The organism is Flavonifractor sp. An82, assembly GCF_002159265.1.
GTDB lineage: Bacteria > Bacillota > Clostridia > Oscillospirales > Oscillospiraceae > Flavonifractor.
In genome coordinates, this window is the sequence record NZ_NFHG01000004.1 from 44,767 (window position 1) to 71,467 (window position 26,701).

24 protein-coding genes are annotated in these 26,701 nt (G+C 61.0%); 19 read left to right on the top strand and 5 right to left on the bottom strand.

The annotated features are described in order from the left end of the window. Positions 1–15: 15 nt before the first annotated feature. On the bottom strand, positions 16–4,485 hold the full coding sequence (locus tag B5G34_RS06350; RefSeq protein WP_087335333.1) for a hypothetical protein: 4,470 nt from the start codon (positions 4,483–4,485) through the stop codon (positions 16–18). Here B5G34_RS06350 and B5G34_RS06355 point away from each other — a divergent pair. The 3 genes from B5G34_RS06355 to B5G34_RS06365 all read left to right on the top strand — a co-directional run bounded on the left by B5G34_RS06355 (position 4,457) and on the right by B5G34_RS06365 (position 9,495). Further along, a complete protein-coding gene (locus tag B5G34_RS06355) occupies positions 4,457–7,279 on the top strand; it encodes an S-layer homology domain-containing protein (protein ID WP_087335335.1) in 2,823 nt (940 codons plus the stop codon). The genes B5G34_RS06350 and B5G34_RS06355 overlap by 29 nt on opposite strands. Positions 7,280–7,344: 65 nt before the next feature. Continuing rightward, positions 7,345–9,063: a transglutaminase domain-containing protein gene (locus B5G34_RS06360; protein ID WP_162609438.1), complete on the top strand. Its 1,719-nt coding sequence runs from the start codon at positions 7,345–7,347 to the stop codon at positions 9,061–9,063. A gap of 225 nt (positions 9,064–9,288) precedes the next feature. Continuing rightward, a complete protein-coding gene (locus B5G34_RS06365) occupies positions 9,289–9,495 on the top strand; it encodes an alpha/beta-type small acid-soluble spore protein (protein WP_087335339.1) in 207 nt (68 codons plus the stop codon). Positions 9,496–9,543: 48 nt separating this feature from the next. Here the strand turns inward: B5G34_RS06365 and B5G34_RS06370 are convergent, their stop codons facing one another. After that, a complete protein-coding gene (locus B5G34_RS06370) occupies positions 9,544–9,996 on the bottom strand; it encodes a hypothetical protein (RefSeq protein ID WP_087335341.1) in 453 nt (150 codons plus the stop codon). A gap of 326 nt (positions 9,997–10,322) precedes the next feature. Here B5G34_RS06370 and B5G34_RS06375 point away from each other — a divergent pair, with 326 nt between their 5' ends. The 13 genes from B5G34_RS06375 to B5G34_RS06435 all read left to right on the top strand — a co-directional run bounded on the left by B5G34_RS06375 (position 10,323) and on the right by B5G34_RS06435 (position 21,231). Next, positions 10,323–11,408 (top strand): 1-propanol dehydrogenase PduQ, encoded by a 1,086-nt coding sequence (locus B5G34_RS06375; protein WP_087335343.1) that lies wholly within the window; start codon positions 10,323–10,325, stop codon positions 11,406–11,408. Further along, positions 11,408–12,826: an ethanolamine ammonia-lyase reactivating factor EutA gene (locus B5G34_RS06380; protein ID WP_087335345.1), complete on the top strand. Its 1,419-nt coding sequence runs from the start codon at positions 11,408–11,410 to the stop codon at positions 12,824–12,826. Before B5G34_RS06375 ends, B5G34_RS06380 begins: the two co-directional genes overlap by 1 nt. 18 nt (positions 12,827–12,844) lie before the next feature. Beyond that, positions 12,845–14,209 carry an ethanolamine ammonia-lyase subunit EutB gene (locus B5G34_RS06385; protein ID WP_087335346.1) on the top strand — a complete coding sequence of 455 codons (1,365 nt, stop codon included), beginning with the start codon at positions 12,845–12,847 and terminating at the stop codon, positions 14,207–14,209. 13 nt (positions 14,210–14,222) lie between these two features. After that, positions 14,223–15,098: an ethanolamine ammonia-lyase subunit EutC gene (eutC, locus tag B5G34_RS06390; protein WP_087335348.1), complete on the top strand. Its 876-nt coding sequence runs from the start codon at positions 14,223–14,225 to the stop codon at positions 15,096–15,098. 4 nt (positions 15,099–15,102) lie between these two features. Then, positions 15,103–15,756, top strand: a complete 654-nt coding sequence (gene eutL / locus B5G34_RS06395; RefSeq protein ID WP_087335350.1) for an ethanolamine utilization microcompartment protein EutL — start codon at positions 15,103–15,105, stop codon at positions 15,754–15,756. Positions 15,757–15,760: 4 nt separating this feature from the next. After that, positions 15,761–17,215 (top strand): acetaldehyde dehydrogenase (acetylating), encoded by a 1,455-nt coding sequence (locus B5G34_RS06400; protein WP_087335353.1) that lies wholly within the window; start codon positions 15,761–15,763, stop codon positions 17,213–17,215. 367 nt (positions 17,216–17,582) lie between these two features. Then, positions 17,583–17,879, top strand: a complete 297-nt coding sequence (locus tag B5G34_RS06405; protein WP_087335605.1) for a BMC domain-containing protein — start codon at positions 17,583–17,585, stop codon at positions 17,877–17,879. Continuing rightward, positions 17,880–18,605: an ATP-binding protein gene (locus tag B5G34_RS06410; protein WP_087335356.1), complete on the top strand. Its 726-nt coding sequence runs from the start codon at positions 17,880–17,882 to the stop codon at positions 18,603–18,605. It begins immediately after the preceding gene. Further along, positions 18,592–19,215 carry a phosphate propanoyltransferase gene (locus B5G34_RS06415; protein ID WP_087335358.1) on the top strand — a complete coding sequence of 208 codons (624 nt, stop codon included), beginning with the start codon at positions 18,592–18,594 and terminating at the stop codon, positions 19,213–19,215. The genes B5G34_RS06410 and B5G34_RS06415 overlap by 14 nt, the downstream gene beginning before the upstream one ends. Beyond that, positions 19,212–19,484: a hypothetical protein gene (locus B5G34_RS06420; protein ID WP_087335360.1), complete on the top strand. Its 273-nt coding sequence runs from the start codon at positions 19,212–19,214 to the stop codon at positions 19,482–19,484. The genes B5G34_RS06415 and B5G34_RS06420 overlap by 4 nt, the downstream gene beginning before the upstream one ends. Continuing rightward, positions 19,459–19,689, top strand: a complete 231-nt coding sequence (locus tag B5G34_RS06425; RefSeq protein ID WP_087335362.1) for a EutN/CcmL family microcompartment protein — start codon at positions 19,459–19,461, stop codon at positions 19,687–19,689. Before B5G34_RS06420 ends, B5G34_RS06425 begins: the two co-directional genes overlap by 26 nt. Before the next feature lie 47 nt (positions 19,690–19,736). Beyond that, positions 19,737–20,828 carry an ethanolamine utilization protein EutH gene (gene eutH / locus B5G34_RS06430; protein ID WP_087335365.1) on the top strand — a complete coding sequence of 364 codons (1,092 nt, stop codon included), beginning with the start codon at positions 19,737–19,739 and terminating at the stop codon, positions 20,826–20,828. Then, positions 20,815–21,231: a cupin domain-containing protein gene (locus B5G34_RS06435; RefSeq protein ID WP_087335367.1), complete on the top strand. Its 417-nt coding sequence runs from the start codon at positions 20,815–20,817 to the stop codon at positions 21,229–21,231. The genes eutH and B5G34_RS06435 overlap by 14 nt, the downstream gene beginning before the upstream one ends. Before the next feature lie 32 nt (positions 21,232–21,263). Here B5G34_RS06435 and B5G34_RS06440 read toward each other — a convergent pair whose 3' ends face one another. Next, positions 21,264–21,536: a hypothetical protein gene (locus B5G34_RS06440; protein ID WP_087335369.1), complete on the bottom strand. Its 273-nt coding sequence runs from the start codon at positions 21,534–21,536 to the stop codon at positions 21,264–21,266. Positions 21,537–21,675: 139 nt separating this feature from the next. On the opposite strand from B5G34_RS06440, the gene B5G34_RS06445 reads away from it, so the two are divergent. The 3 genes from B5G34_RS06445 (at position 21,676) to B5G34_RS06455 (ending at position 25,329) form a co-directional block, all read left to right on the top strand. Continuing rightward, a complete protein-coding gene (locus B5G34_RS06445; protein ID WP_242956891.1) occupies positions 21,676–22,281 on the top strand; it encodes a single-stranded DNA-binding protein in 606 nt (201 codons plus the stop codon). 351 nt (positions 22,282–22,632) lie between these two features. Beyond that, positions 22,633–24,954, top strand: a complete 2,322-nt coding sequence (locus B5G34_RS06450) for an S-layer homology domain-containing protein (protein ID WP_087335373.1) — start codon at positions 22,633–22,635, stop codon at positions 24,952–24,954. 51 nt (positions 24,955–25,005) lie between these two features. Further along, positions 25,006–25,329 carry a hypothetical protein gene (locus B5G34_RS06455; RefSeq protein WP_087335375.1) on the top strand — a complete coding sequence of 108 codons (324 nt, stop codon included), beginning with the start codon at positions 25,006–25,008 and terminating at the stop codon, positions 25,327–25,329. A gap of 45 nt (positions 25,330–25,374) precedes the next feature. Here B5G34_RS06455 and B5G34_RS06460 read toward each other — a convergent pair whose 3' ends face one another. Both B5G34_RS06460 and B5G34_RS06465 read right to left on the bottom strand, forming a co-directional pair. Further along, positions 25,375–25,794, bottom strand: a complete 420-nt coding sequence (locus tag B5G34_RS06460; protein WP_087335377.1) for a PaaI family thioesterase — start codon at positions 25,792–25,794, stop codon at positions 25,375–25,377. Further along, positions 25,778–26,701 (bottom strand): SufD family Fe-S cluster assembly protein, encoded by a 924-nt coding sequence (locus B5G34_RS06465; protein WP_087335378.1) that lies wholly within the window; start codon positions 26,699–26,701, stop codon positions 25,778–25,780. Before B5G34_RS06465 ends, B5G34_RS06460 begins: the two co-directional genes overlap by 17 nt.

Here is a 26,701-nt window from a genome sequence, read left to right on the forward strand (position 1 = left end):
AGCTGCGGTGAGGTTTTAGGGCATTTGATCAAAAGAGACTTCTTGCATTTCCGGCGCCCATTTCTGATCCACCAGGAAAAGCTTCATGGAGACTGCCTGATCGTACGCATCAAAGCGCAGACTGGTGGTACACACGCCGGCACTGTTGAAGGTTACCGGCACCTGTACAACGTCCAACAGGGCGCCGTCGGTCCCATAGAGCGCGCCCAGCAGGCTGTGGGTCGTTTCTCCGGACTGCTGACCCACCAGGGAAACCCGCACAGGCTCGCCTGCTTTTGCGTCAGCCAGGACGGCGGCTTCTGTGCTGCCTGAGGTGGTATATACTGCGGCAGCCCCCGGCGTGGAAGTCTGGGGCCCATCCAGAGGCTCAACCTTCTCAATGGCGAAACCAAATGTATTGGAGGCATAATTGAATGCGTCCATTTTCACCGTCAAGGTATTGCCATTCACTGTAATGGTCGTTCCTGCTACGGAACTATATACATAGGAGGTGTTATTGATCGTCAAATCCATATCCGTACGGTCGGAGAAGGTCACCCGCAGGCCGGTGGCGCCGGGATAAGTGTAGGTATAGGTCAGTGGTTGGGACAGGCTTTGCAGGCCGTGCTCGCTCTGCAGTACATAATCCTGGCAGCCGTCGTTCCACAGGATGGGTGTGAAGTCAACCGCATTGGAGCCCACGGGGGGGACGGTATATGTTGTGGCCTGACTGATGGAAGTGACAACGGTCCCGTCGTTTTTGATATAGTGATGATTGGTATCCACTATGTCGCTGATGTCAGTGGAGTAATAACGCAGGTGATAGGTATCTCCCGCATTCAGGCCGGAGAAAGAGTAGGTACTGTACCAGCGTCCCTGCTCGTCCTGCTGGCCGATGTTGGGACCAATTCTGACTTCAATGGCTGTGGGATCCCAATCCAGGGTGGAGATGCCATTGGAATTGGAGTAATACAGCACCAGGGTCATGGGCTGGTCCAGCCCCTCGGGACAGTAGATCCTGCCGGTGGCAAAGGGCTGAGCAGTCAGCGGAGTAATCACATGTGTCTGGGGATCGTCCAGCGAGAAGGTGCCGGCCTGAGCCGGGTCGGTACTCAGACTTCCATCGGCGCACAAATAAACGTCCGGGCCGGAAAGGATCCCCTCTATATTTCCATAAATGTGATAATAGATTTGATAACTTGCTGCCGTTTCGCTTTGTGGAACAGAAATGGAAAACGCGGCGCTGTCCTCGCTGGAATGAAGGTACGCAGAGGTGCTGTAGGAATAGGTGCTGGACCCCCTGTCCACCAATACCTGGATGCGCACATCAAAACTGTCGGTAAACTCATCCGGGCGGTATACTGTGCCGGTGATTACGCTTCTGGCTGTGAACAGGGTAAAATCCAGACCGCTGGTATCGCCGCTGACGGATGGAGTTGTCAGGACTTGTTCCCCCCAGTAGATATTGCTGGACACCTCCGAAGGAAGGGAGTATACCGACTCCAGGGTAAGCTCATACTGAGCCGCCGCGTTTTTGGGGACTGTGACAGAATAGCTGCCGCCAGTATTCCCTACTGTGCCGCTGCCGTAGTAATAGCCATTGCCGCTGGCGCTTTCGGCTTCGACACGTATATCCACTGTCCCGCCATGGATATAGCCGTCTTCAGGCAGGCTGATATTGCCGGACAGGAGCCAGCCGGTCTCCACGTACAGCTGCAGCCCGGTCAGATCTTCCTCTGTCAAAAGAATAGGGGTAGCTTGGTCCTCCTGGGTAGCAGCCCCGGGGGAACTGCTATAGTAGTAGTTCTGATCTCTGATGATACTGGTCTGAGTATTGCTGTCAATACAAGTGTAAAGAATAAAGCGTCCGGTAAGATTGGAAGGCACAGTGACGGACCAATTTCCCTGGGCATCCGGAGTGATTCGGAACACTTCCGACTCGGTACCGGATCTCAGGTACATCCTTAGATTTTCTTCCGGATCCCATACCACCGGACTGCCGTCAACAGACACAAAACTGCCGCTGATGATTTTGGCCTTGGGAATGGTAAAGTCGATGGTTGCGCCACTCTCTCCCAGTGTGACAGGAACAGCATCCGCACGGTCACTGGTCAGGCCGGTTCCTGTATAATAATAGTCTCGATTCAGCACAGCCCCTTCGCCTTCATGAAGGTAGATAGATAGATAATATGACTGGCTTGAGGCTTCTTCTGGCAGGGAAATTTTGTAAGAAGAGGAATTGCCGGTAAATTCAAAATATTCGGAGTAGTGCGATGCACCATCCACAGACTCCAGCAGGATAGACCCGGAGTAGCTGCCGGCTGACAGTCCTTCAGCCAGAGAAATGGTGCCCGACACAAATACGCCCTGGGACAGCGGGATTTCCAGATTCAAGTCCGTGCCGAGAGTTTCAGACAAATCTGCATATTGGGTGGAAAAGCTGCTCAGATCAGACTGAAGATAGAGCTCGGAGGTGTTCAAAATATTTGTTGTATCTGTCTCTACCCGAACAGACATATGCCTGAGGACAATACTCTTTGGCAGCGAGAGGGTAAAAGATGTGCTGATTTCCCCGGCGGGAATTGCTACATTCGCAGATGCATTGGAATCACTGCCATTCAGGTCACCGTAGGCATACAGAGAGATGAGGGCAATCCCCTCCCGGCAGATTTCCGGCACAGTGATGGTGCCTGAGATGGTCACCGTTTCCTGAAAGGCCAGATCGGCCTGGGACAGCTCGCCACGAGAGAAGACTTTGGAGGCCCTTTGGAAGAAACCCTCTGTGGGGCTGGACAGCTCTGCATAGACCTCTGTGCTGTCGGATATTGGAGCATTCAGGGAATAGGAAAGACTGCTGTGCCCGCTGGGCAGATAATAGGTGGCATATACGGTATCGTTGTAATCCTCTGTCAAACCCAGGGTAATTACCAGTCCATCTTGGGGTGCAACGTATCCGGCGGGCAGAGAGAGGGTGCCTTTAATAGTGGGAACTTCCGCAGGGAAGGTCAGATCTGCCTGAACTGCCCCGGACAAGAGATAGCTGCCGCCGGAGATATGGGTGGACTCATTGATTTGGTTTCCGGTTCCGTTGGCGGCCTTGTATGCAGTCAGATGGAAAGAGTTCCCTTGCTGACTCTGTGGAATATAAATGATATAGGAAACGGATGTGCTGCCGGAAGCAAATACCGCCCGTCCGGCATAGGCTTCTCCGTCATTAAATTCCGCCAGAACATAGGCGGCCTGATCAGGAAGCGGATCTCCGCTCCGGCTCAGAGTACCGGAAACCGTATAGCAGGCTGGTTCAGCAAGGGTGATGTTATTCTGGATTCCGGTAAAGACTTTGGCTTTGGAGAATTGGGTGGTGATGCCGTCTTCTGCAGCATAACGGGAACCGGCGGCAGGGAAGTTGTACAGATTACAGCCGGTCACATCACTGTAGGCAACCCGGAAAGTGCTTCCCTCTTCCGCCCAAAGCTCTGCAGAGAGGCTATCCTCACCGGCCGCGACATAGTAGATAGCGCTGTCGTCAGGATATCCCTCTTCATTTACCAGAGAGATGGCATATTCCCGATCCGCAGCAAGAGGTTCGGGGAGCCTAACCGTCACTTCCACCGGGACCATCTCCACCTCCGGCTGGCCGCCCGACCCGCCGGAGGAACCACCCAGACTGGAGCAGTCCACCTGCAACCCGCTCACAGAATCGTCCATGGTGCCGACCGGCATCCGCTGCCTGTGGTCTGTTGTGACAGCTCCATAAATGTCATAGACGCCATAAGCGCCTGTGTCCGAATTTCTGAACTGGATAAAATACTGCCCCTCGCCTACGCCGATGGAAAAGTCGGCTGAAGTGGCGCCTGCCTTAAGGGTGGCAACACTGGAATAGCTGGCAGTGCTGTCGCCATAACAGTTGATCCGAAAGGAGATATCTTCTGACGGAGCGCTGTCAAAGGTCATGATACCGCTGATAGAGCGGGGTGCGGCGGGCAGCGCCAAATTGACAGAGGTGGTTCCCGTGCCCACACTCAGAGCCGTTGCAGCATAAGGGTTGCTCACTGGTGTACCATCAGCGTTGAAATAACAGTCGCCCCCCAATGTGCTTCCGGAACTGATATCGGAATAGGCCTGCAGCACATATAAGCCGGATGCCACGTTTTCAAAAATAAAATTGCCGGAGTTTTGTCCCTGTGAAAAGACAACTCGGGTACTTTCCATCACAACCGGCTCAGCAATTACTCTCCCGTTGGGATCCAGAACAGGCGGCGTACACAGGTAGACATACAAATAGCTGTCCGATAGTGCAGTGCTGTCGCCGGGCAGGGATACCGTGCCGCTGACCGTACTGCTTCCCTGGCTGAGGGACTCCCGCCCCACATTTGCCGGGGCCGCTTCCCGCTGGACAATGAATTCTTTCTGACCTGCCAGGAAAGGTTCCTCCACAGCAGCCTGAAGCTGCTGTTCGTCTTCTTCCGGTTCCTGGATGCTGCCCAGAGCGGTACCAGGCAGCATCCCTAACCTGACCTATAACGGTCAGCCCCAGAATGTTACCGCCTCCGTGGATAACCCGGTTGGCAGCGATACCGTCACTGTCACCGTTACCAATGGCGAGCAGACCAATGCGGGTACCTACGATGCTACAGCCACCGCGCTGAGCGATGAGGAGAACTATCAGCTTCCCGCCAACGCCACCTGCACTTATATCATCCAGCCCAAGGTGACCCCGCTGAAGGTGGAGCTGAGCGACAACAGCTTTGAGTACAATGGCAGCGTACAAAAGCCCACTGTCACCGTCAAGGACGGCACTGCGACTTTGGCTGAGAGTACCGACTACACCGTGACCTTCTCTGATGCCAAATCCACCGACTACGGCACCTACACCGTCACCGTAAACGGCATCAACAACTACGCGGGCAGCACCGGCAGCGCCACCTATCAGATCACCAAGAAGCAGCAGAATGCCCTGATTATCTCTGATGCGTCCGGCAAGACCTACGGCGACGCTTCCTTTAAGATCACCGTCACCGGCGGCAACGGTGACGGCGCTGTGACCCTGGTCTCTTCCGATCCTCAGGTCCTGAGCCTGACCCCTGTGGAAGGCGAGCCCAATGCCTGGACCGCTGCCATCCTGAAGGCCGGCACTGTCACCCTGACCGCCAACAAGGCCGGCGACACCAACTACGAGGCCGCCGAGAAGAAGCAGGTGGAAGTGACCATCGCCGCCAAAGCCCTGACTGACACCATGGTGACCCTGTCCGGCAGCTCCTTTGAGTACACCGGCAGCCCCATTACTCCCACCGTCACCGTGAAGGACGGCGAGACCACCCTGGTGGAGGGCGGCGACTACACTGTGGCCTATGCCAACCACACCAATGCCGGCACCGCCACCGTTACCGTCACCGGTAAGGGCAACTATCAGGGCAAGATCGAGAAGACCTTCACCATCACGCCCAAGAGCCTGGCTGACGCGACCGTCACCGGCGTGCCCGCCAGCGTGACCTACACCGGCAGAGCCATCGAGCCCAAGGTCATGGTGCAGCTGGGCGAGACCGTTCTGGTGGAGAACACCGATTACACCCTGAACTATACCAACAACACCAATGCCGGCACCGCTACCATCACCATCACCAGCCAGGGCAACTACAGCAACAGCAAGACCGTCAACTTCACCATTGCTCCCGCCGCCTTTGCCGCTGCGGTGACCATTACCGGCGAGGAGTACGAGGCTGGCCAGACCCTGACCGCCAATGTGACCGGCGCCCAGGGCAGCGACCTGACCTACCAGTGGTGCCGCAACGGTCAGGCCATCAGCGGGGCCACCGGCAGCACCTATGTCCTGACCCCCGAGGACGCCGCTGCCAAGATCACCGTGAAGGTCACCTCCACCGGCAACTATGCCGGTACGGTGGAAAGCGCCGCCATCGAGGTGGGCAAGACGCCTATCCCCAGCGGAGTGACCCTGAGCATTTCCGGCGGCAATACGGTGGGCGCGACTCTGACCGCCACCGTCGACGGCGGCATCGCTGAGGCTGACTACTCCATCGCCTGGCTGCGGGACGGCAAGGAGATCGCCACCGGCAGCACCTACACGCTGACCGCTGCCGACCAGGGCCACGCCATCACTGCCAAGCTGGTGGCCAAGGGCAACTACACCGGCGAAGTGGCTGCCAGCGGTGAAGGTAATGTTGTAAACGTCCCTGCCGCCAAGCCTTCCGACCTCAAGGTCACCGCTTCCGTGGACGACGGCAAGGTCACCCTCACCTGGACCGCCGCGGACAACGGCTCCGCTATTTACCAGTATCAGGTGCGGATCGACGGCAAGACTCCTGTCCTGCTGCCTGGCACTACTACCAGCTATACCTTTGACGGCCTGGATAACGGTAAAGAATACACCTTCACAGTGTCTGCCATCAATGACAAGGGCACCGTTATCACCACTGTGAAAGCCACACCTGAGGAGCCCGCTCCGGAGCGTCCCGACGGCGGCGGCAGCAGCGGCAGCAGCGTGACCCGCTACACCATCACCGTCAAGCAGAACAAGGGCGGCGAGATCACCCCCGACACCGTGCGCGTCAAGCGCGGCGACGACCAGACCTTCCGCATCTTCGCCGACGAGGGCTATGAGATCGAGGACGTGCTGGTGGACGGCAAGAGCGTGGGCGCCGTCAGCAAGTATATCTTTGAGGATGTCCGCAAGGCGCACACCATCGAGGCTGAGTTCAGCCCCGTGGAAGAAGTGCCTGAGTTCCAGTTCGCCGACGTGGACAGCGACAGCTGGTCTGCCCCCTATATCTACGAGCTCTACGACCGGGGCATCGTCAACGGCGTGGGCGGCGACTACTTCGCGCCTACCCGTGCGCTGACCCGTGCTGAGTTTGTGAAGATGCTGGCCGGCGTGGCGGGCGTTGATATCAGCCGGTATGCCGGTGTGGGTACTGACTTCTACGATGTGGAGCCGGGCAGCTGGTACGAGGCCTACGTGACCTGGGCTGTGGCCAACGGCGTGACCACCGGTACTTCCAGCACCACCTTCTCTCCCTCGGCTACCATCAACCGGGAGCAGATGGCGGTCATGATCTACCGCTACGCAGAGAGCAATGGCATTGACCTGCCCAGAACGCAGCCTGCCATGAACTTCAGCGATGCGTCCACCTTCTCCGGCTGGGCTGTGGAGGCCATTGAGGCTACTCAGCGCGCTGGTATCATCAACGGTGTGGGCAACAATATGTTCGCGCCCACTGTGGTCGCTACCCGTGAGCAGGCCTGCAAAGTGCTGGCCGTGCTGCTGGAGATCATCGAAAACTAATTCTGGCGTAAAAGGGGGGCTTATGCGTATGCATAAGCCCCCCTCTGTTTATGGGAGAATGTGGTATGAAAAGAATAAAATATTTAATTTGTATTCTGGCAGTCGCCCTGCTGACCGTCATCCCTGCCCTGGCTGCGGAGGGGGAGGAGATCTTTGTTTCCACGGAAGCCAAGGGTTGCGTAGCATTATCCCAAGAGGGAGACCTTACCGGGCTACAAACTTCTGGCCAAAACTGCCTGTCTGCTGTGGCGAGCAGCGAAGAGGAAACGCTGTATCAGACAATCTATCAGGGCCTCTGCAATCAGCAGAGCACGATTACAGTCAGCATGACAATACAGGTTGCTGATTCAAATCAGGTCAATGCTGAGCTTAATGAATTCCAGAGCCGCGTCATTGAGCTCTATCAGGCTGTTATCAATGATAATCCAAGGCTTTTTTATGCGACCGAGGGTTATCGGATTCAGAGTGAAGGCAGAGGGACAACGGCCGCATTTGTCATGACGGCAATTATCACGCCGGGCTATAGAGGGCATTTTTCAGAGGAACAGATTCGGCGCTTCAATCAGACTGTAGATGCATTGGTCTGTGAGGCCCAAAAGGTACAGACCGACCTGGAAAAGGCGCTCTTTATACATGACTATTTGGCCACTCATGTGTCATACAACCGAGAAACTGCGACCGGTCAAGATGCTCTCAGTCAAAATGTTTATACTGCATATGGGGCCTTGATCGAAGGAGACGCTGTATGCCAGGGTTATGCGCTGGCATATCAGTTATTGCTGAGAGAACTTGGTATAGATTGTATCACGGTCACAAGCGGCATTAACCAGATGAATCATATGTGGAATTTAGTGCGGATGGATGGGTACTGGTATCATGTCGACGTCACCTGGGATGATCCCGTTCCAAATCTGGAAGGCAGATGTGACCATTCCTATTTTATGTTGTCTGATGAAACAATCAGCGACGAAACACATAATCATTATGGCTGGGATACAACGGCACCTGAGTGTACCAGCACAAAATATGAGACATCTTGGATATTCAATGATACTGAACTGCCAATCTACTGGTGGGATAATAAAATCTATTATGCAATACGAACAAACGGCCGGTATACAATCTATGCAACAGAGGAGATGAATGAGGAAGGCAGCTTATATGCAACAAGCGAGATGAGCTTTGTGAATCAAAATAATTACATTGTAAACAGTGCGGTGTGGACGGATGGTGCGCTGTGCTATGTAGACCAAAATAAAAACCTAAAAATGTTGTCACTCCAAGACAAGAGTGAAAGCGTGCTGGGCACCATATCTAACTTTACAGCTATGGACTCTGTAGAAAAAGATGAAAATGGAAAACCGTACTATCCGGCTATATATGACGGGATTGGTCTTCGTTATGATGAAACAACTAAGAGTGTTCATGCAATTTCAGCGAATCGCGCTGAAGAATTGGGGACATTTGTTATTCTCAACTATCCTCCCCAGTGGGGGCAGGATATCCCGTGTACAACCACTCTGGTTGGTGCGCGCTGGATGGATGACTCCACGCTCCAGATAGGTGTGGTTTATGTGAGCTCTGAAGCCAAACCTACCCTGTGGGCAGCAACCTATCATAATGGGCGGATGACCGGAGTGAATCAGGTAGATACCTCTGAATTGACCAATGGGCTGAACATCCTGGAACTGAGGGTCCCATCAGGAAAGAGCTTTGATACCCGTCTGTTCCTGCTTTCTAAAAACAGTTGTATACCGGTTGGAAATATGGTAACAGTTCCCTAATTGGGGTGATATGTCAGACCGCTAAATTTTAAAAAGCAAAAAATGCCCGTGTTTCTCCAGAGAGTAAACGCGGGCATTTTACTTTTATGGACCGAACTTGCGTTGCTGGATGATTTTTGTGGTCCATGGATTGGCAGAAGAAAAATCGCATAGAAAATCCGCATGGGGCAAAGCTATGCTCGGATCACCGATCCAACAAAACGATTGCAAAGGAGATGCAACATCATGTCCAACAGCAACAGCAATCAGCCCGTGGTTTCCAGCGCTCGTGAGGCCCTGAACAAGTTCAAGATGGAGGCTGCCGCCGAGGTGGGCGTCAACCTGAAGCAGGGCTACAACGGCGATCTCACCAGCCGTGAGGCCGGCTCCGTGGGCGGCCAGATGGTCAAGAAGATGATCCAGGCCTACGAGAACGGCATGGCCGGCAAGTAAAAGGCCAGCAACAGAGATCCGCTCTGAACAACACAGAAGAGCCGCCGGTCAATCGACCGGCGGCTCTTCTGCGTTCTGGGGCTGTGCTTCCCAGTCTGCCGGGGCCTCCTCCGGGCTGAACAGGCAGCGGTCCGCCAGGCAGCGATACCGCAGCCCCCGAAAGGACACCACGTCTCCACGCTCGTAGCCATCAGCGTCCCCTGCCGGGCGGCTCCACAGGGGCGTGCCTCCGCCGTCCAGACCCACGGGCTCATAGAGTTCGGGAGTGCGCTCCGGCGGTGCTCCGGCCGAGGAACGGTGGTCCAGGGTCACCTGGTAGAGCTGGGGGTCACCCACGGCGTTGAGGCCCCGGCGGAGATAGTCCCCTGTCTGATACACCACGCCGGGTACAAATTCCGGGTAGACCCAGGCCACCTCCATGGCCCGGGCGGGCTCCAGCTGGGCGGCAAAAAGCTGGAGCAGACGGTAAAACTGCTGGACTTGTCCATTCATATCCCACATACCCATTCCCTCCCTTTTATCTATGGTGGGACAGGGCCTTTTGTTGTACGTTTTCATACACCGAACCGCAAAAAAACAGGAACGCCCGCCGTATGGCGGGCGTTCCTGTTTTTGAACAGAGAGGTAAGAGAGAGAGGAGAATGGTTTGTCATTTGTACCTGACGCTGTTATCATATCCGTTTTTCGCCAAGGGATGGTGAACAGGGTGTGAACAGATTCTAAAGGAATGATGAAGCTTTTCTTTCCAAAGCAACAGGATGGTTTTTGGTATATTCCCGTCCGCTGCCGCCATACTAAGGCCATCAAGGAAGAAACAGGGGGCGCCCATGGAACGATTCAGACTGAAGACCGCCATTTCCTTTGGAACCGACGCGCTGGCCGCCCTGGAGGAGCTGGCCGGTCAGCGGGTGATGGTGGTCACCGACGACTTTTTGGCCAGATCCGGCCTGCTGGACAAGGTAAAAGCCCGGCTGCCCGGCTGCACGGTGGAGACCTTTACCGGGGTGGTGCCCGACCCGCCCCTGGAGGTGGTGGCCGGAGGGGCCAAAGCCCTGGCCGGCTTCAAGCCCCAGGCGGTGGTGGCCTTCGGGGGCGGTTCCGCCCTGGACTGCGCCAAGGCCATGGTGGAGTACGGCAAGAAGCTGGGGGCCCCGGTGGACATCTCCTTCTGGGCGGTGCCCACCACCGCCGGCACCGGCTCGGAGGTCACCTCTTTTGCCGTGCTTACCGACAGCCAAAAGGGGGTGAAGTACCCTCTGGTGGACGACGAGCTGCTGCCCCACCATGCGGTGCTGGACCCGGTCTTTCTGGCGGGGGTGCCCGCCAAGGTGACGGCGGACACTGGCATGGATGTGCTCACCCACGCCGCCGAGGCCTATGTGGCCAAGGGGGCCAACGTATACACCGACGCCCTGGCGGAGAAGGCCTTCGCCCTGGCCTGGCGCAGCCTGCCCGCCGCCTTTCATGGGGATCAGGAGGCCAAGGCGGATATGCTGCTGGCCTCCAATCTGGCGGGCATAGCCTTCAACGCTGCCGGGCTGGGGCTGTGCCACAGCATGGCCCACGCCCTGGGGGGAAAGTTCCATATCCCCCATGGGCGGCTCAATGCCATGCTGCTGCCCCATGTGATCCGGTTCAACGCCGCTCACCGGCCTGCGGCGGAGCGGTATGCCGCCCTGGCAAAGAGGTGCGGCCTGACCCCCACCGCCCGGGGGCTGGCCTTCGCCGTGGAGCGGCTGCGTACCCGGCTGGAGCAGCTGGGCTCCCTGTCCCAGTGCGGGGTGGACCCCAAAGAGGTGAAGGCCAAAGGGGAGGAGATCGCCGCCGCCGCCCTGGCCGACCTGTGCGCCCCCTCCAATCCCCGGAACGTCACGGCGGAGGATATCAAGGCCATCTTGAAGGAGCTGGCCTGATGGGAGAGCAGTTACTATCCGTTGGCATTGATATCGGCACCTCCACCACCCAGCTGATCCTGTCCCGGCTGACCCTGGAGAACCGGGCCACCCCCTTTACGGTGCCACGGGTGTCCATCTCCGGGCGGGAGGTGCTCTACCGCTCCGCCATTCACTTTACCCCGCTGTTATCTGACACGGTCATCGACGCGGCGGGGGTACGGACCATTGTGGAGGAGGAGTACCGCAAGTCAGGCTTTGACAAGACCCAGGTGGACACCGGCGCCGTCATCATCACAGGGGAGACCGCCCGGAAGGAAAACGCCCGGGAGGTGCTCTCCGCCCTGTCAGAGTTTGCCGGGGATTTCGTGGTAGCCACCGCTGGACCTGACCTGGAGTCCATTCTGGCCGCCCGTGGAGCGGGCGCGGATGAATACTCCAGGGAGCATCATACCACGGTATTACACTTTGATATCGGCGGCGGTACCGCCAACCTGGCGTTGTACCGAAACGGGGAGCTGGTGCGTACCGGCTGCCTGGACGTGGGCGGGCGGCTCATCAAGATGGACAGGGGCAGCGGACAGGTCACCTACGTGTCGCCGGTGTTTGTCCGGGCCGGGTGTCCCGCCCCGGCGGTGGGCCAGCGGGTGACACCCGAGACCTTACAGCCCACCCTTCAGATCATGGTGGAAGCTCTGGAGCAGGCGGCGGGCCTGCGGCCCGGCCGGGACAGGCTGGACGCCTTTCTCACCCAGGGCACCAGCTGGACGGTAGAAGAGGTACCGGTGGTGTCCTTCTCCGGCGGGGTGGCCGACTGTATCGACAACCCGCCGCCGGACTGGCTGGCTTTCGGGGATCTGGGCGTGCTGCTGGGGCTGGCCATCGCTGCCTCTCCCGCCTTCCAGAAGGCGGGGCGGTTCCGGGGGGCGGAGACCATCCGGGCCACGGTGGTGGGGGCGGGGAGCCACGCCACCGATCTGTCCGGCTCCACCATCTTCTACCGGGACATCACCTTCCCTCTGAAGAACATCCCCATCCTCAAGCTGGCTGCCGGGGAGGAGGGGGGAGAGCCGGAGAAGTTGGCCCGGCACATCCGGGACAGGCTGAGCTGGTACCGGGACCAGGGAGGGCTGGTGCAGCTGGCTCTGGCCCTGCGGGGGGAGCGCAACCCCTCCTACCGCCGCATCCAGGAGATGGCCCAGGGAGTGGCCCACGGCCTTGCACCTCTGGTAGAGGCGGGCTTTGTGCCCATTGTGGCGGTGGAGGCCGACCAGGCCAAGGTGCTGGGCCAGGCCATGGCCCCCTTGCTGCCCGGTCCGCTGCTCTGCCTGGACAGCGTGGGGGTGGACAATGGGGACTATATCGACATCGGCGCCCCGGTGGCCGGTGGTGCGGTATTACCCATAGTTATAAAGACGCTTGTATTTAACAAATCGTAGTCGCAAAGGAGCGATCACATGATACTCAAGACCAAGCTGCTGGGGCATGTCTATGAATTCAAGTCGGTGAAGGACGCCCTGGCCAAAGCAAACGAGGAGAAGTCGGGAGACAAGCTGGCGGGCATCGCCGCCGAGAACGCTGAGGAGCGGGTGGCGGCCAAGGTGGTGGTAGCCAACCTCACCCTGGCCGACCTGCGCAGCCACCCCGCCGTCCCCTATGAGGAGGACGAGGTCACCCGCATCATTCAGGACGACGTGAACGAAAAGATCTATGACCAGATCAAAAACTGGACGGTGGCCGAGCTGCGGGAGTGGTTATTGGCGGAAAACCACGACGGCGACGCCATCCGGTGGGTGAGCCGTGGCCTGACAGCCGAGATGATTGCCGCCGTGGCCAAGCTCATGAGCAATATGGACCTGATCTACGCCGCCAAGAAGATCAAGGTCACCGCCCACTGCAATACCACCATCGGCCTGCCGGGCACCCTGTCCTGCCGGCTCCAGCCCAACCACCCCACCGACGACCCGGACGGCATCCTGGCCTCCCTGCTGGAGGGCCTGACCTACGGGGCGGGTGACGCGGTGCTGGGCCTGAACCCGGTGGACGATTCGGTGGAAAGTGTGCGCCGTGTGCTGGACCGGTTCCACGAGGTGAGAAACCGCTGGAACATTCCCACTCAAATCTGCGTGCTGGCCCACGTCACCACCCAGATGGAGGCGGTGCGCAAGGGGGCCCCCTGCGACCTCATTTTCCAGTCCATCGCCGGGTCCCAGAAGGGCAACGAGGCCTTCGGCCTGGACGGCAAACTCATCGAGGAGGCCCGGCAGCTGGCTCTGAAGGAGGGGACCGCCGTGGGGCCCAATGTGATGTATTTTGAGACAGGCCAGGGCTCCGAGCTGTCCTCCGAGGCTCACCACGGGGCGGACCAGGTGGTGATGGAGGCCCGGTGCTACGGCTTTGCCAAGCGGTTCCAGCCCTATCTGGTAAACACGGTGGTGGGCTTCATCGGGCCGGAATATCTGTATAATTCCAAGCAAGTAATACGGGCTGGATTGGAGGACCACTTCATGGGCAAGCTCACCGGCATCCCCATGGGGTGCGACGCCTGCTACACCAACCACATGAAGGCCGACCAGAACGACATTGAGGATCTGGCGGTGCTCCTCACCGCCGCCGGGTGCAACTACTTTATGGGCATCCCCCACGGGGACGATGTGATGCTCAACTACCAGACCACCGGCTTCCATGAAACCGCCGCCCTGCGGGAGATGTTCGGCCTTACCGCCATCCCTCCCTTCCAGCGGTGGCTGGAGGACATGGGCTTTGTGGAGAATGGCAGGCTGACCCCCCTGGCGGGGGACGCGTCGGTGCTGCTGGGGTAAGGAGGTTTCTGCTTTGAATGAACAAGAACTGCGCTCCATGGTGGAGCGGATGGTGCTGGAGCTGGCAGGGAAGCCTGCTGCCGTGACCACGACCCGGCCCAACCCCCGGCAGGAGGATGTGAGCCAGGGCTGCCTGGAGGATATCACCCAGATCGACCTGCGGCGGCAGTATCTGGTGGACAATCCCCGCAGCGGCCAGGCCTTTCAGGATCTGAAATTAAAGACCCCCGCCCGGCTGGGGCTGGGGCGAGCGGGGGCCCGGTACCGGACCATCTCCATGCTGCGGATGCGGGCCGACCACGCCGCCGCCCAGGACTCGGTGTTCTCCCATGTGCCCGACGAATTTGCGGTGAACAACGGCTTCGTGCCCGTCCAGACCCTGTGCCAGACCAAGGACGAGTATCTGACCCGGCCCGATAAGGGCCGCCGGTTCGATGAGGAGAACCAGGCTATCATCAAAAAGACCTTTGGACAGAACCCGAAAATTGCCCTGGTGGTGGGGGATGGCCTCAGCTCCGCCGCCATCGAGGCCAACGCCGTGGACTGTCTCCAGGCGGTGCGGGCGGGCTTGAAGGCCTACGGCCTGGAGGGCGGCCCAGTGCTCTATGTGAAGTACTGCCGGGTGGGGGCCTCCGACCATATCGGCGATCTCACCGGCGCCGAGGTGGTGTGCATGCTGGTAGGGGAGCGGCCCGGCCTGGTGACGGCGGAATCCATGTCCGCCTACCTGACCTACAAGCCCCACATCGGCATCCCCGAGTCCAAGCGGACGGTGATCTCCAATATCCACAAGGGGGGCACCACCGCCGTGGAGGCGGGGGCCCACATTGCTGAGTTAATCAAGACCATGCTGGACAAGAAGGCCAGCGGAATTGATCTAAAGGGGTGATTCTATGACAGGCGATCTGATCCCGGTCAAGGTGCTGGCCACCCGCACCATCGCCAACGTCAGCGAGACCTTGGCCAGAAAGCTGGGCCTGCCCAAGGGGTACCGCTCCATCGGCCTCATCACCGCCGACAGCGACGACATGACCTACTGTGCCCTGGATGAGGCCACCAAGGCGGCGGTGGTGGAGGTGGTGTACGGCAAATCCCTGTACGCCGGGGCGGCCAATGCCTCCACCGCCCTGGCCGGCGAGGTCATCGGCATTCTGGCCGGGCCCAACCCGGCGGAGGTCCAGTCCGGCCTGCGGGCCTGCGTGGACTTTATGCGCAGCGGGGCAGGGTTCCGCTCCGCCAACCAGGACGACTCTGTCATCTACTTCGCCCACACCGTCTCCCGGACGGGCACCTACCTGTCCAAGACGGCGGGGGTAAAGGAGGGAGAGGCTCTGGCCTACCTGATCGCTCCGCCCCTGGAGGCTATGGTGGGACTGGATGAGGCCATGAAGGCCTCCGATGTGGAGCTGGTGGCCCTCTTCGAGCCCCCCAGCGAGACCAACTTCGGCGGCGGCCTGCTCACCGGCACCCAAAGCGCCTGCGACGCGGCGGCAGCCGCCTTTGCCGAGGCGGTGAAGGCCATCGCGGCTCATCCCAAGGAGGTGTGATCCTATGGAATTTGATAAAGACCTGAGATCGGTTCAGGAGGTCCGGCACCTGCTGGCCCAGGCACGCCAGGCTCAGAAGGCCCTTGCCGTCATGACTCAGGAGCAGCTGGACGCCATCACGGCGGCCATCTCCCGGGCCGGGGCCCAGCACGCCAAGCGGCTGGCCGACATGGCGGTGGAGGAGACCGGATTTGGCCGGAAAGAGGACAAGGAGATCAAAAACCGCTTTGCGGCGGTGACCTTATACGAGGCCATCCGGGACCAGAAGACCCACGGTATCCTGGCCGAGGACAAGGAGCACCGGACGGTGGACATCGGGGTGCCGGTGGGGGTGGTGGCCGGGCTGGTGCCCTCCACCAATCCCACCTCAACGGTGATCTACAAGGCCATGATCTGTATGAAGGCGGGCAACCCCATCGTGTTCTCCCCCCATCCGGGGGCGGCCAACTGCATCCAGGAGACGGTGAATGTGATCCGCCGGGCGGCGGAGGAGGCAGGTGCCCCGGCGGGTGCCATCTCCTGCATCACCACCCCCACCATTGAGGCCACCAACGCCCTCATGCGCCACGACATCACCCGGCTCATTCTGGCCACCGGCGGCGCGGCCATGGTGAAGGCGGCCTACTCCTCCGGTACCCCCGCCATCGGCGTGGGTGCGGGCAACGGTCCGGCCTATATCCACCACACCGCCAACGTGGAGCAGGCGGTGAAACGCATCCTGGACTCCAAGACCTTCGACAACGGCACCATCTGCGCCAGCGAGCAGAGCGTCATTATGGAGGCCCGGATGGAACCGGCGGTGAAGGCCGCCCTCCGGGCCCAGGGGGCTTACCTGCTGGATGAGGAGGAGACCCGCCAGCTCTCCCGCTTCATCCTGCGCTCCAACGGCACCATGAATCCGGCCATCGTGGGCAAGAGCGTGGCTACCGTGGCCCAGCTGGCGGGCCTGGATCGGGTGCCCCCCTCCGCCCGGGTGCTGGTGGCCCGGGAGACCGGGGTGGGCAAGGGCCACCCCTACTCCAGCGAGAAGCTGGGCCTCATTCTGGGCTGCTTCGTGGAGCGGGATGAGGAGGCGGTGCTCAACCGCTGCATTGAGATCCTGGAGTGGGAGGGCGCGGGCCACACCTTCTCCATCCACACCGAGGATGAGACCGTGGCCAAGCGCTTCGCTGCCGCCGTGCCCGCCAGCCGGGTACTGGTGAATACCCCCTCCGCCCTGGGCGGCATCGGGGCCACCACCTGCCTGTTCCCTGCCCTCACCCTGGGCTGCGGCGCGGTGGGAGGGTCCTCCAGTTCCAACAACATCGGGCCCCTGGATCTCATCAACATCAAGCGGGTGGCCTGGGGCGTGAAGGAGCTGGAGGAGCTGCGGGGCGGCAGTCCTGCGTCCGCCTCCTGCACGGTGGACGAGGCCCTGCTGAGCCGCCTGGTGGAGCAGATCATGGGGAGGCTGAGATAAGATGAGCGAGGTCAACGCCGATGGCGTGCTGCTGGACCCCCATGAGGCCATCCTGCAGGAGGCCCAGAACCTGACCAATTCCCTGCTGGCAGAAAAGCCCCAGGGCCTGGAGGAGGATATGGGGTCCCCCGTCCGCTCCGGCAACGGGGAGGAGGCGGGGGAGGCCGGAGGAGCCCCCCACATGCCGGTGGAGGCAGCCCTGGCCGCGCCGGAGCACAAGGGAGCGGGCAGCGGCAGCTACGCCGCCCAGCATCCCCCGGAGGCCACCAAAAAGAAGGCCCGGACGGGCCGCGGCAGAGCAAGCAAACCGGCTTCCGCCCAACCGGCGGAGCCTATGAAACAGACGACTGACAGGAGGAAACAGAACATGGCTAATACAAACGCGCTGGGTATGGTGGAGACCAAGGGACTGGTGGGGGCCATTGAGGCCGCCGACGCCATGGTGAAGGCTGCCAACGTACAGCTGGTGGGCAAGGAGCAGGTGGGCGGTGGCCTGGTGACCGTCATGGTCCGGGGAGACGTGGGGGCCGTCAATGCCGCCACCGATGCTGGGGCTGCCGCAGCTGAGAAGGTGGGGGAGCTCATCTCCGTCCATGTCATCCCCCGTCCCCACGCCGAGGTGGACCACATCCTGCCCCACGCCGGCGAGAGTATGAGCGAGTAAATGGAGCTGCTCACCCGTGAGGATGTCCGCCGTATGTCGGACAACGGCACCCGGGGGCCGGTGGTGGTCAATCAGGACCAGAAGCTGACCCCCGGGGCCCGGGACTGGCTGGCCGCCCACAAGATCCAGGCGGTGTTTCCTGTAGGGGGCGATGCCCACATCGCCCCGCCGTCCACGCCCCAGTACCGCACCCTCTTTGGGGCCACCCTCAACGAAAAGCCGGAGCACATGACCCACCTCAAGGGCAACATCCTGGTGCGCAAGGACCATCCCCGCATTGCCTTCCGGGGGATGATCGACGCCCTGGAAGGGGAACTGCTGCTTGCCCAGCAGGCGGCGGAAAGTTATCCCAAGCTGGTGGCCGAGCTGGGGGAGGCCCTGGACCTGGTGCGGCGGCTCATCCGGTGCGACGTGCTGGACGAGCCGGTGGGGGAGCTGCACCTGTGCGGCTATGACGCCGGGCAGCTGCGGGAATACTCCCACTACCCGGACAAGCACCTGGGCCAGCCCCACTTCCTGCCCGCCTATACCGACGGCCCCGCCCTGCTGGCGGTGAACAAGGTGCGTACCCTGGTGCGGCAGACCGAGCTTTCGGCCTATGCCGCTTTTAAGGACGTGGAGGGCAACGTGACCCGGGGGGACATCATCCTGGCCCTGAACCGGCTGTCCTCCCTGATGTGGATTCTCATGATCAAGCTAAAGGCGGGACAATATGAACACGCTTAATACCATCAATATCGAAGCCCTGGCGGAGCAGATCGTCAGCCGCCTGACGGTGGAGGTGGAGGCCAGCGGCCGCCATGTCCACCTGAGCCGGGCCCATCTGGAGGCCCTCTTCGGTCCCGGTGCCCAGCTCACCCGGGTGAAGGATCTGTCCCAGCCGGGACAGTTCGTGTGTGCCCAGCGGGTGACCCTGGAGGGGCCCCGTGGGTCCATCCCCAACGTGGTGGTGCTGGGCCCCGAGCGGAAGGAGAGCCAGGTGGAGATCTCTCTCACCGACGGGGTGGCCCTGGGCATCACGCCTCCGGTACGGCTGTCGGGGGACATCGGGGGCACCCCCGGCGTCACCCTGCGGTACGGAGACCGGGCGGTGAGACTGGACCACGGCCTCATCGCCGCCAAACGCCACGTCCACATGACCCCGGCCGACGCCGCCCGCTTCGGGGTGGAAAACGGCCGGGAGGTGCGGCTCAAGTGCCTCACCGACCGGCCCCTGACCCTGGAGGGGGTGGAGGTGCGGGTGTCACCCCAGTTTGCCACCTTCGCCCATATCGACTACGACGAGGCCAACGCCTGCGGGTTTCATAAGGGTGACCGGGCGCTGATTTTGCCGTGAGGCTGGAGTGGCGGGGACGTACCCTGGTCATTACCTGGCTGCCGGTGGGGGCAATGGGGCGGCTGGCCGCCCTCTCTCCCGCCAGTCCGGGGGAGACCGAGGTGCTGGCCGCTCTGCTGGCGGGGGCCAGGGTGTGCCTGGAGCGGCGGGCGCTGGAGTACCGGCTCTACCGCCGCACCGCCCCGCCGTCAATCTATCGCCGCTGCCTGGCTCTGGAGCGGCAGCTGAGGGAGATGGGGATCTGTGTTGCTGGGACAGGTGGCCGGTAAGGTGTGGGCCACAAAAAAAGCCCCCAATCTGACCGGACAGACCTTTCTGACGGTGCGGGTGGGGGACAGTATGCTGGTGTGCGCCGACTGCGTGGGAGCAGGGGAGGGCGAGACCGTCCTTATCGCCACCGGCGGAGCAGCCCGCATTGCCGCCGGGGCACAGGTGCCGGTGGACGCCGCCGTCATTGGGATCATTGATCCATAGGGAGCGGCCGATCTGCCGCCCCGTTTTCAAAAAGGGAGGGACAGCAAATGTCCATCAACGAGATCATCGTCTATCTGATGGTGCTCTTCATGGCCCTGGGTGCCATCGACCGGATTCTGGGCAACCGGTTCGGCCTGGGGGAGAAGTTTGAGGAGGGCATCATGGCCATGGGCTCTCTGGCCCTGGCCATGATCGGCATCATCTGTCTGGCCCCGGTGCTGGCCAACCTGCTGCGGCCGGTGGTGGTGCCCTTCTATCAGGCTCTGGGAGCCGACCCGGCCATGTTCGCCGGTACTATCCTGGCCAACGATATGGGGGGCGCGCCCCTGGCCCAGGAGCTGGCCCTGACCGAAGAGGCGGGGCAGTTCGGCGGCCTCATCGTAGGGTCCATGCTGGGCCCCACCATCGTCTTTACCATTCCGGTGGGCCTGGGCATCATACAGCCGGAGGACCGGCCCGCCCTGGCCACCGGCGTGCTGGCCGGCGTCATCACCATCCCCATCGGCAGCTTCGTGGGCGGCCTGGTGGCGGGGTTTCCCCTGATGATGGTGCTGCGCAACCTGCTGCCCATCGTGCTTTTCGCGGTGCTCATCGCCCTGGGCCTGGCCTTTGTGCCCAGTGGTATGGTGAAGGGCTTCCAGGTCTTTGGCCGCATTATCGTCATCATTATCACCATTGGCCTGGCTGCCGCCATCATTGCGGCGCTCACCCCCCTCACGATCATTCCCGGTCTCAATTCCATTGACGAGGGCATCGGTATCGTGGGTGACATTGCCATCGTGCTGGCGGGGGCCTTCCCCCTGGTATACGTCATCACCAAAGTGTTCAAAAAGCCCCTGATGAAGCTGGGGAGCCTGCTGGGTATGAACGACGTGGCGGCGGCGGGCCTGGTGGCCACCCTGGCCAACAACATTCCCATGTTCCAGATGCTCCACGACATGGACCGCCGGGGCAAGATCATCAACGTAGCCTTTGCCGTGTCGGCGGCCTTTGTATTCGGCGACCATCTGGGCTTTACCGCCGGCTTTGACTCCACCATGATCTTCCCCATGATCGTGGGCAAGCTGGTGGGGGGCGTCACCGCCGTGGCGGTGGCCATGTTCCTCACCCGAAAGGAGACCGCTCATGGACAAGCATAAGCTGGAAGAGATCATCCGCCAGGTGCTGCTGGAGCAGCTGGGGGGCGGGGTGCAAGCGGTACGAGTGCCTGCCCTCACCGTCACCGAGGCCCACCGGATGAACACCGGCAATCCCGGTGACAAGGTGTACACCCGGGATCTGTTCACCCTGGAGCAGTCCCCCCGGCTGGGGGTAGGCATCATGGAGATGACCGACACCACCTTCCCCTGGACCCTGAACTATGACGAGATGGACTATGTGGTGGAGGGGCGGCTGGACATCCTGTGCAACGGCCGGCATGTGTCTGCCGGGCCGGGGGAGCTGATCCACATCCCCAAGGGAAGCGAGATCCAGTTTTCGGTGACCGGCCACGCCCGGTTCCTCTACTTCGTCTACCCCGCCGACTGGCAGAACCAGCAGTAAAAAACGTCCGGCCCTCAGGGCCGGACGTTTTTTTAGAATTTGATCTTGGTGAGGAAGGAGATGACGATGATGACCACTGCCAGGACCCGGGTGACCTGCACAGCCCGCTCCGGGCCGTAGCGGCGCTGGAAGGAACGGGGCGGAATGGGGAAGATCAGGAGAAACACGCCCAGAACTGCGCCGGACACACTGGCCAGCAGACCGCTTTTGATGGTCTGCATATTGATCATGAGCAGCACAAAGAAAAAGGTAAACCAGATAAAGAAGAGCTTGGGAAAGGTCAGATTCTTAAAATGTTTGTTCACGCTTGCTATACCCCTTTTGCCTATCATACTCCAGACGGGAAGGCGCGTCAACCGCTGTGTTGTCCGGGCGGGCATAGCGGGGGACAAACCTGCATATACATGCCACAGCTACTGAAAACAGGCAGGAGTGTGGATGGATATGCAGACAGGATGGAACGAGAACCGGGCACTGCTCCGGGGTACCGCCGCGGCGGATCCGGTGTGGTCCCATGAGACCCACGGCGTTGTGTACGACACCTTTCCCCTTACGGTCCTCCGGCTGTCCGGATCGGAGGACACCATCAACGTCATCGTCCCCCGGGAGATGCTGGAGGGGTGCCCGGTCACGGCGGGGATGCCGGTGGAGGTGGAGGGGGAGGTACGCTCCTTCAACAACAAGAGCGGCACCGGCAGCAAGCTGGTGATCACCCTCCACGCCAAGAGTCTCCGGCCGGGGGAGGGACCCAACGAAAACCGCCTCACCCTGGCGGGGGTGCTGTGCAAGCCGCCGGTGCTCCGGCGTACCCCTCTGGGCCGGGAGATCTGCGATCTTATGCTGGCGGTCAACCGTAAATACGGCCGGGCGGACTACTTACCCTGCATCTCCTGGGGGGCCCTGGCCCGGTGCTGCGGCGAGCTGGAGGTGGGGGACGGCGTGCGGCTGGAGGGCCGCCTCCAGAGCCGGGCCTACACCAAGTTGGAAAACGGCGAGAGCCGCCAGCGCACCGCCTTCGAGGTGTCGGTGATGCGTCTGGAGGGGGTGTAGTGCTGAGAAAGGGAAGAATGGGCGGACGCCGCGGCTGCGCGGCGTCCGCTTCAGTTTGTCGATTCACTCTGCCCGCCAAAGGATTCGGAGGGAAAGATAGTGTGAAAGAAAACCGTCAGGGTTGTCTTTCGCGTCCAGTCAAACACTGATTGAACCTTTTTAAAGGTTCAATCGGTTCCCCAGCTTGTCGAAAAAGCTTTTTCGACAAGCTGGGGAATTGGCGGTATTTGGCCCGGTCCATTCCCTTGACTCTGACGGGAAACATGATATAATACCGAACCGATATGGATTGTCGGGAAATAAAAACGGCCCATATTGCTCAATTTTGATACATTTTGGAGGAAATTACCCATGCAAGCAAAGAAACCGTTAGCCCTGCTGCTGTCCCTGTCCATGGGACTGTCCATGGGCAGTCCCGCCCTGGCGGCTGCCCGTGAGACCAAGCTGCCCGATGTGAGCCAGAGCTGGGCGTCGGAGTCCATCCACCGCTGGCTGGAGGCCGGTCTGGTGGAGGGGGACGATCAGGGCCTCTTCCGGCCTGCGGCCAACCTGACCCGTGGGGAGCTGGCCACCATTTTCGTCCGGCTGCTGGGCTTGACCGAGAAGGCGCCCAACCGCTATGCCGACCTGAAGGGAGACGAGTGGTATGCCGACGCCATTTTGAAGTGCACCGCCGCCGGTATCCTGGAGGGTGACGGGGCCAACTGCAACGCCACCCGCACCATCACCCGGCAGGAGACCATCGTCATGTTTGCCCGGGCCATGGGGGTCCGGCAGGACCGCACCCCCGATCTGAGCCAGTTTGTGGACGGCAAGGATGCCGCCGACTGGGCCGCCGGCTATCTGGCTCCCCTGGCGGAGCTGGGCATCCTGTCCGGTGTGGAAGACGGCTCCCGCCTGGCTCCTCTGGCCAACATCGACCGGGCCTCCACCATGGCCCTGCTGGATAAGGCGGTGAGCGACTACATCACCGGCTCCGACCAGGTGAATGCCAAGGATGAGGACCGCTTTGTGGTGGTCAATGCCGGTTCCGCCTCCCGGAGCGGCGCCCAGGTGGAGGTGTCCGGCCAGACCGCCGGTCTGGTGGTGGCCCCCGGCAGCGCCGGGGCCAAGGTGACCGCCCGGGATCTGACCGCCGGTACCGTGAAGGTGGACGCCCCGGTGGACCTGATTCTGGCCGGCAGCAGCGCCGCCGGTTACATGAGTGTCAACGAAGAGGCCAGCCTCACCGTGGAGGCGGACGCCTCCGTGGAGGAGCTGGAGCTCAACGCCGCTGCCCGGGTGGACAACCAGGGTACCATCGACTACGCCGGCGTCAATGCCGACGGCGTGGTGCTGGACGGCAATCTGCCCGGTGAGCTGGATGTGGCCGCCGGTGTGGACCAGCCCACCGACAGCGAGGGCAACCCTGTGGGCGGCTCCGACGAGGGCGACGGCGACAACAACGGTGACGGCGATAACGGCGACGGTGACGGCGACGGCGAGGTGCCTCCCGCTCAGTCCGGCCCCGCCATCTCCCAGGTGACGGAGGAGGAGGGCAAGGTGACCATTCGCTTTGACCAGGCCCTGTACACCAAGGAGGAGGGCGAGCTGACCAAGATCGGCAGCTCCTCCGCCCCCGAGGGTGACGCTGTGAACAATGAGGCCCTGGAGGCTGCGGGCTATGCCATCTCCGGCAGCGTCCAGATCACCAACCTGTATGTGGACAACGAGACCGAGTTTGTGTGGACCTTTGACTTCAACAGCGCCAAGCTGGGCGACGGCATGCGCTACGACAAGGAGCTCTTTGACGCCGAGGGCAACTCCGCCGGTTACCTCACCGCCCGCCGCCACGTGGCTCTGAAGGACGATGAGGGCCGTACCCCCTACTACGTCTGGACCGTGGCCTTTGAGCAGGAGGCCCAGGCCGACATCTCCGCTCCCGTGCTGGACAAGGAGAGCGTGACCCTGCTGGGCGACGACGATACCCTGACCCTCACCGTGCCGGTGTCCGACGACGGCCAGCTGGCTTATCTGGAGATCGACCACAGCCTGGAAGCCAGCTTCCCCGAGTTTACCGTGGAGGCCAAGAGCTATGACTTCCTGGACGAGGAGAGCGGTCTGGGCTACTCCGTTCAGTTTACCGACACTGTGGGCGAGCAGAAGTGGGAGATCATCCTGAACCCTGCCGCCACCGCTCTGCTGCGGCAGGCCGCTGACGGCAGCCCCATGACCTTCTACTTCTCCGTGAAGGATCAGGCGGGCAACCAGTTTGGCTCCATGTACTTTGTGGAGGAGGAGATGACCGTCTCCGACGTGTCCGTGCCTCTGGACACCACCGCCCCCACTGTGGTGGACTTCGCCATCGACGGCCAGAGCGTGGAGAACGGCGCCACTGTGAACTTTGATGAGGGCGCGGAGTTTACCACTCTCACCGTTACCCTCAGCGAGGCGGTGGAGGCCGGGGAGGAGACCCAGCACATCACCATTGACGGCCATGAGTTTGGTACCTTCGTCATTGATGAGACCGACCCCACCAAGCTCCATATCACCGTCACCAACCACAACGGCAACCAGTATGTGGAGGGCACCTTCCAGTTCGACCTGGCCGCCGGCGCCCTGAAGGACGCCTCTGGCAATGAGAACGAGGAGCAGTCCTACACCATCCATTTTACAAAGAACCCTGTTGAATAAGTGACACAAAGCCCCCCTTCCGCCAATAAGATGGTGGGAGGGGGGCTTTTGATGCAAGATACGGCGTTGCGGGAACAGATCAAAACGGCGGACCGGTCCCTGTTTTTTCTGGCGGTGCTGCTGGGGGCCATCTGTCTGTCCTGGCTGGCCCTGGACAGACAGCGGCAGGGGCTGTGCTCCACCGGGCAGGCGCCCGATGTGACGGGGATCCGGCTGGTGAGCTCGGTTCTGGTGGTACTCTCCCTGGGTTGGTTTTTCTGCCTGGGGGTGCAGGGCAGGCAGGAGAGCACCCGGAGCGGAGAGGTCAACTTCTGGGCCTCCCTGCTGGTGCTGCTGGCCGCCCTGCTGCGGCTGTGGGATCTGCAGCAGGAGTAAAAAGCGGCCGCGCTGGATCATTAGATCAGCGCGGCCGTTTTCCTGTTAAAAGGGGGCGTCCTCCACCCGCATCTCCTTGGCGAAGAACGTATAGGTGCCGGTGGCCACCGTCTGACCCTGATCGTTGGTCAGGACGGCATCATAGACCAGAATGGTCTTGCCCAGCTTCTTGGGGGTGGCCAGGCAGTGGATATAGCTGCCGGTGCCGGGGGCCAGGTACTGCATGGAGCAGTCCAGGGTGACGCAGATCTGGCCGGAGGTGAAGGCGGCGCAGCCCGCCACCGTGTCTGCCAGGGCCACCAGAGCACCGCCGTGGACGATGCCCATGGGGTTCAGGCTCTCGGGCCGGATCTCCATGGTGCCCTCGGCCTCCCGGCCCTCGATGCGGGTGACGACAATATGATTGTAGGGAGCAAAGTGGCCCTCGCCGTTGACCACCCGCTGAATATCACTGAAGGAAGCCATCCAGAATCTTCTCCTCCGCCTCCTGCTCCGTCAGACCCAGGGTCATCAGCTTGAGGATCTGGTCTCCGGCGATGCGGCCGATGGCGGCCTCGTGGATGAGCTGAGCATCCACATGGTTGGCCACAATGGCGGGGATTGAGGAGATCTTGGCGGTGCCCATGATGATGGAGTCACACTGTACGTGCCCGAAGCACTTGGTATTGCCGGTCATTTTGGGGTAGAACACCTGGACGGAGTCGTCCTGGGCCACGGACCGGGAGATGACCCGGCCGGTGGCGTCCTCGCCGTCCAGAATGATTTCCATGTCGCTCTCGGCGGTCTGCTGGCCGTGGGTGAGCAGCTTTTCGGTGATGACGGCCTCGGCGCCCTTGCCCACCACGATGCGGGTTTCCCGCTTGGTGGAGTCCACGCCCCGGATCTGGGTGGACTCCATGTTCAGGGAGGCCCCCTCCTCCAGGTAGACCACGGTCTGGGGGTTCATGATCCGCTTGCCGGTGCCCTCGCCGTCGCCGTAGTGGCGCTCCACATAGCGGACCTTGGAGTTCTTGCCGATGTGGAAGGTGTGGACGCCGTCGTGCTGGCTGGTCTCGCAGCCAGTGTTGTGGATGCCGCAGCCGGCCACGATGTCGATGTCGCAGTCCTCGCCGATGAAAAAGTCGTTGTACACCATCTCGGAAAGACCGGTCTGGCTGATGATGACGGGGATATGGACCGACTGGCCCTTGGTGCCCGGCTTGACGGTGATGTCGATGCCCGACTTGCCCGGCTCCTCCTTGGTGGTGATCTCAATGTTGGCGGTGTTGTTCCGGGAGTCCAGCTGTCCGTTGCGGCGGATGTTGTAGGCCCCCTGAGGGGTCTTCTCCAGGTCCGCGATCTCCTTGAGGAGCTTCCATTCCGCTTGATCCAT

Bases quoted from the DNA above. Each gene is read 5' to 3' on its own strand.
- eutH (WP_087335365.1), top strand. From the start codon at position 19,737: ATGTCCATCAACGAGATCATCGTCTATCTGATGGTGCTCTTCATGGCC.
- B5G34_RS06435 (WP_087335367.1), top strand. From the start codon at position 20,815: ATGGACAAGCATAAGCTGGAAGAGATCATCCGCCAGGTGCTGCTGGAG.
- B5G34_RS06465 (WP_087335378.1), bottom strand. From the start codon at position 26,701: ATGGATCAAGCGGAATGGAAGCTCCTCAAGGAGATCGCGGACCTGGAG.
- B5G34_RS06405 (WP_087335605.1), top strand. From the start codon at position 17,583: ATGGCTAATACAAACGCGCTGGGTATGGTGGAGACCAAGGGACTGGTG.
- B5G34_RS06355 (WP_087335335.1), top strand. From the start codon at position 4,457: ATGCTGCCCAGAGCGGTACCAGGCAGCATCCCTAACCTGACCTATAAC.
- B5G34_RS06410 (WP_087335356.1), top strand. From the start codon at position 17,880: ATGGAGCTGCTCACCCGTGAGGATGTCCGCCGTATGTCGGACAACGGC.
- B5G34_RS06360 (WP_162609438.1), top strand. From the start codon at position 7,345: ATGAAAAGAATAAAATATTTAATTTGTATTCTGGCAGTCGCCCTGCTG.
- B5G34_RS06365 (WP_087335339.1), top strand. From the start codon at position 9,289: ATGTCCAACAGCAACAGCAATCAGCCCGTGGTTTCCAGCGCTCGTGAG.
- B5G34_RS06460 (WP_087335377.1), bottom strand. From the start codon at position 25,794: ATGGCTTCCTTCAGTGATATTCAGCGGGTGGTCAACGGCGAGGGCCAC.
- B5G34_RS06450 (WP_087335373.1), top strand. From the start codon at position 22,633: ATGCAAGCAAAGAAACCGTTAGCCCTGCTGCTGTCCCTGTCCATGGGA.
- B5G34_RS06445 (WP_242956891.1), top strand. From the start codon at position 21,676: ATGCAGACAGGATGGAACGAGAACCGGGCACTGCTCCGGGGTACCGCC.
- B5G34_RS06415 (WP_087335358.1), top strand. From the start codon at position 18,592: ATGAACACGCTTAATACCATCAATATCGAAGCCCTGGCGGAGCAGATC.
- B5G34_RS06380 (WP_087335345.1), top strand. From the start codon at position 11,408: ATGGGAGAGCAGTTACTATCCGTTGGCATTGATATCGGCACCTCCACC.
- eutL (WP_087335350.1), top strand. From the start codon at position 15,103: ATGACAGGCGATCTGATCCCGGTCAAGGTGCTGGCCACCCGCACCATC.
- B5G34_RS06370 (WP_087335341.1), bottom strand. From the start codon at position 9,996: ATGTGGGATATGAATGGACAAGTCCAGCAGTTTTACCGTCTGCTCCAG.
- B5G34_RS06400 (WP_087335353.1), top strand. From the start codon at position 15,761: ATGGAATTTGATAAAGACCTGAGATCGGTTCAGGAGGTCCGGCACCTG.
- B5G34_RS06375 (WP_087335343.1), top strand. From the start codon at position 10,323: ATGGAACGATTCAGACTGAAGACCGCCATTTCCTTTGGAACCGACGCG.
- B5G34_RS06455 (WP_087335375.1), top strand. From the start codon at position 25,006: ATGCAAGATACGGCGTTGCGGGAACAGATCAAAACGGCGGACCGGTCC.
- B5G34_RS06385 (WP_087335346.1), top strand. From the start codon at position 12,845: ATGATACTCAAGACCAAGCTGCTGGGGCATGTCTATGAATTCAAGTCG.
- B5G34_RS06350 (WP_087335333.1), bottom strand. From the start codon at position 4,485: ATGCTGCCTGGTACCGCTCTGGGCAGCATCCAGGAACCGGAAGAAGAC.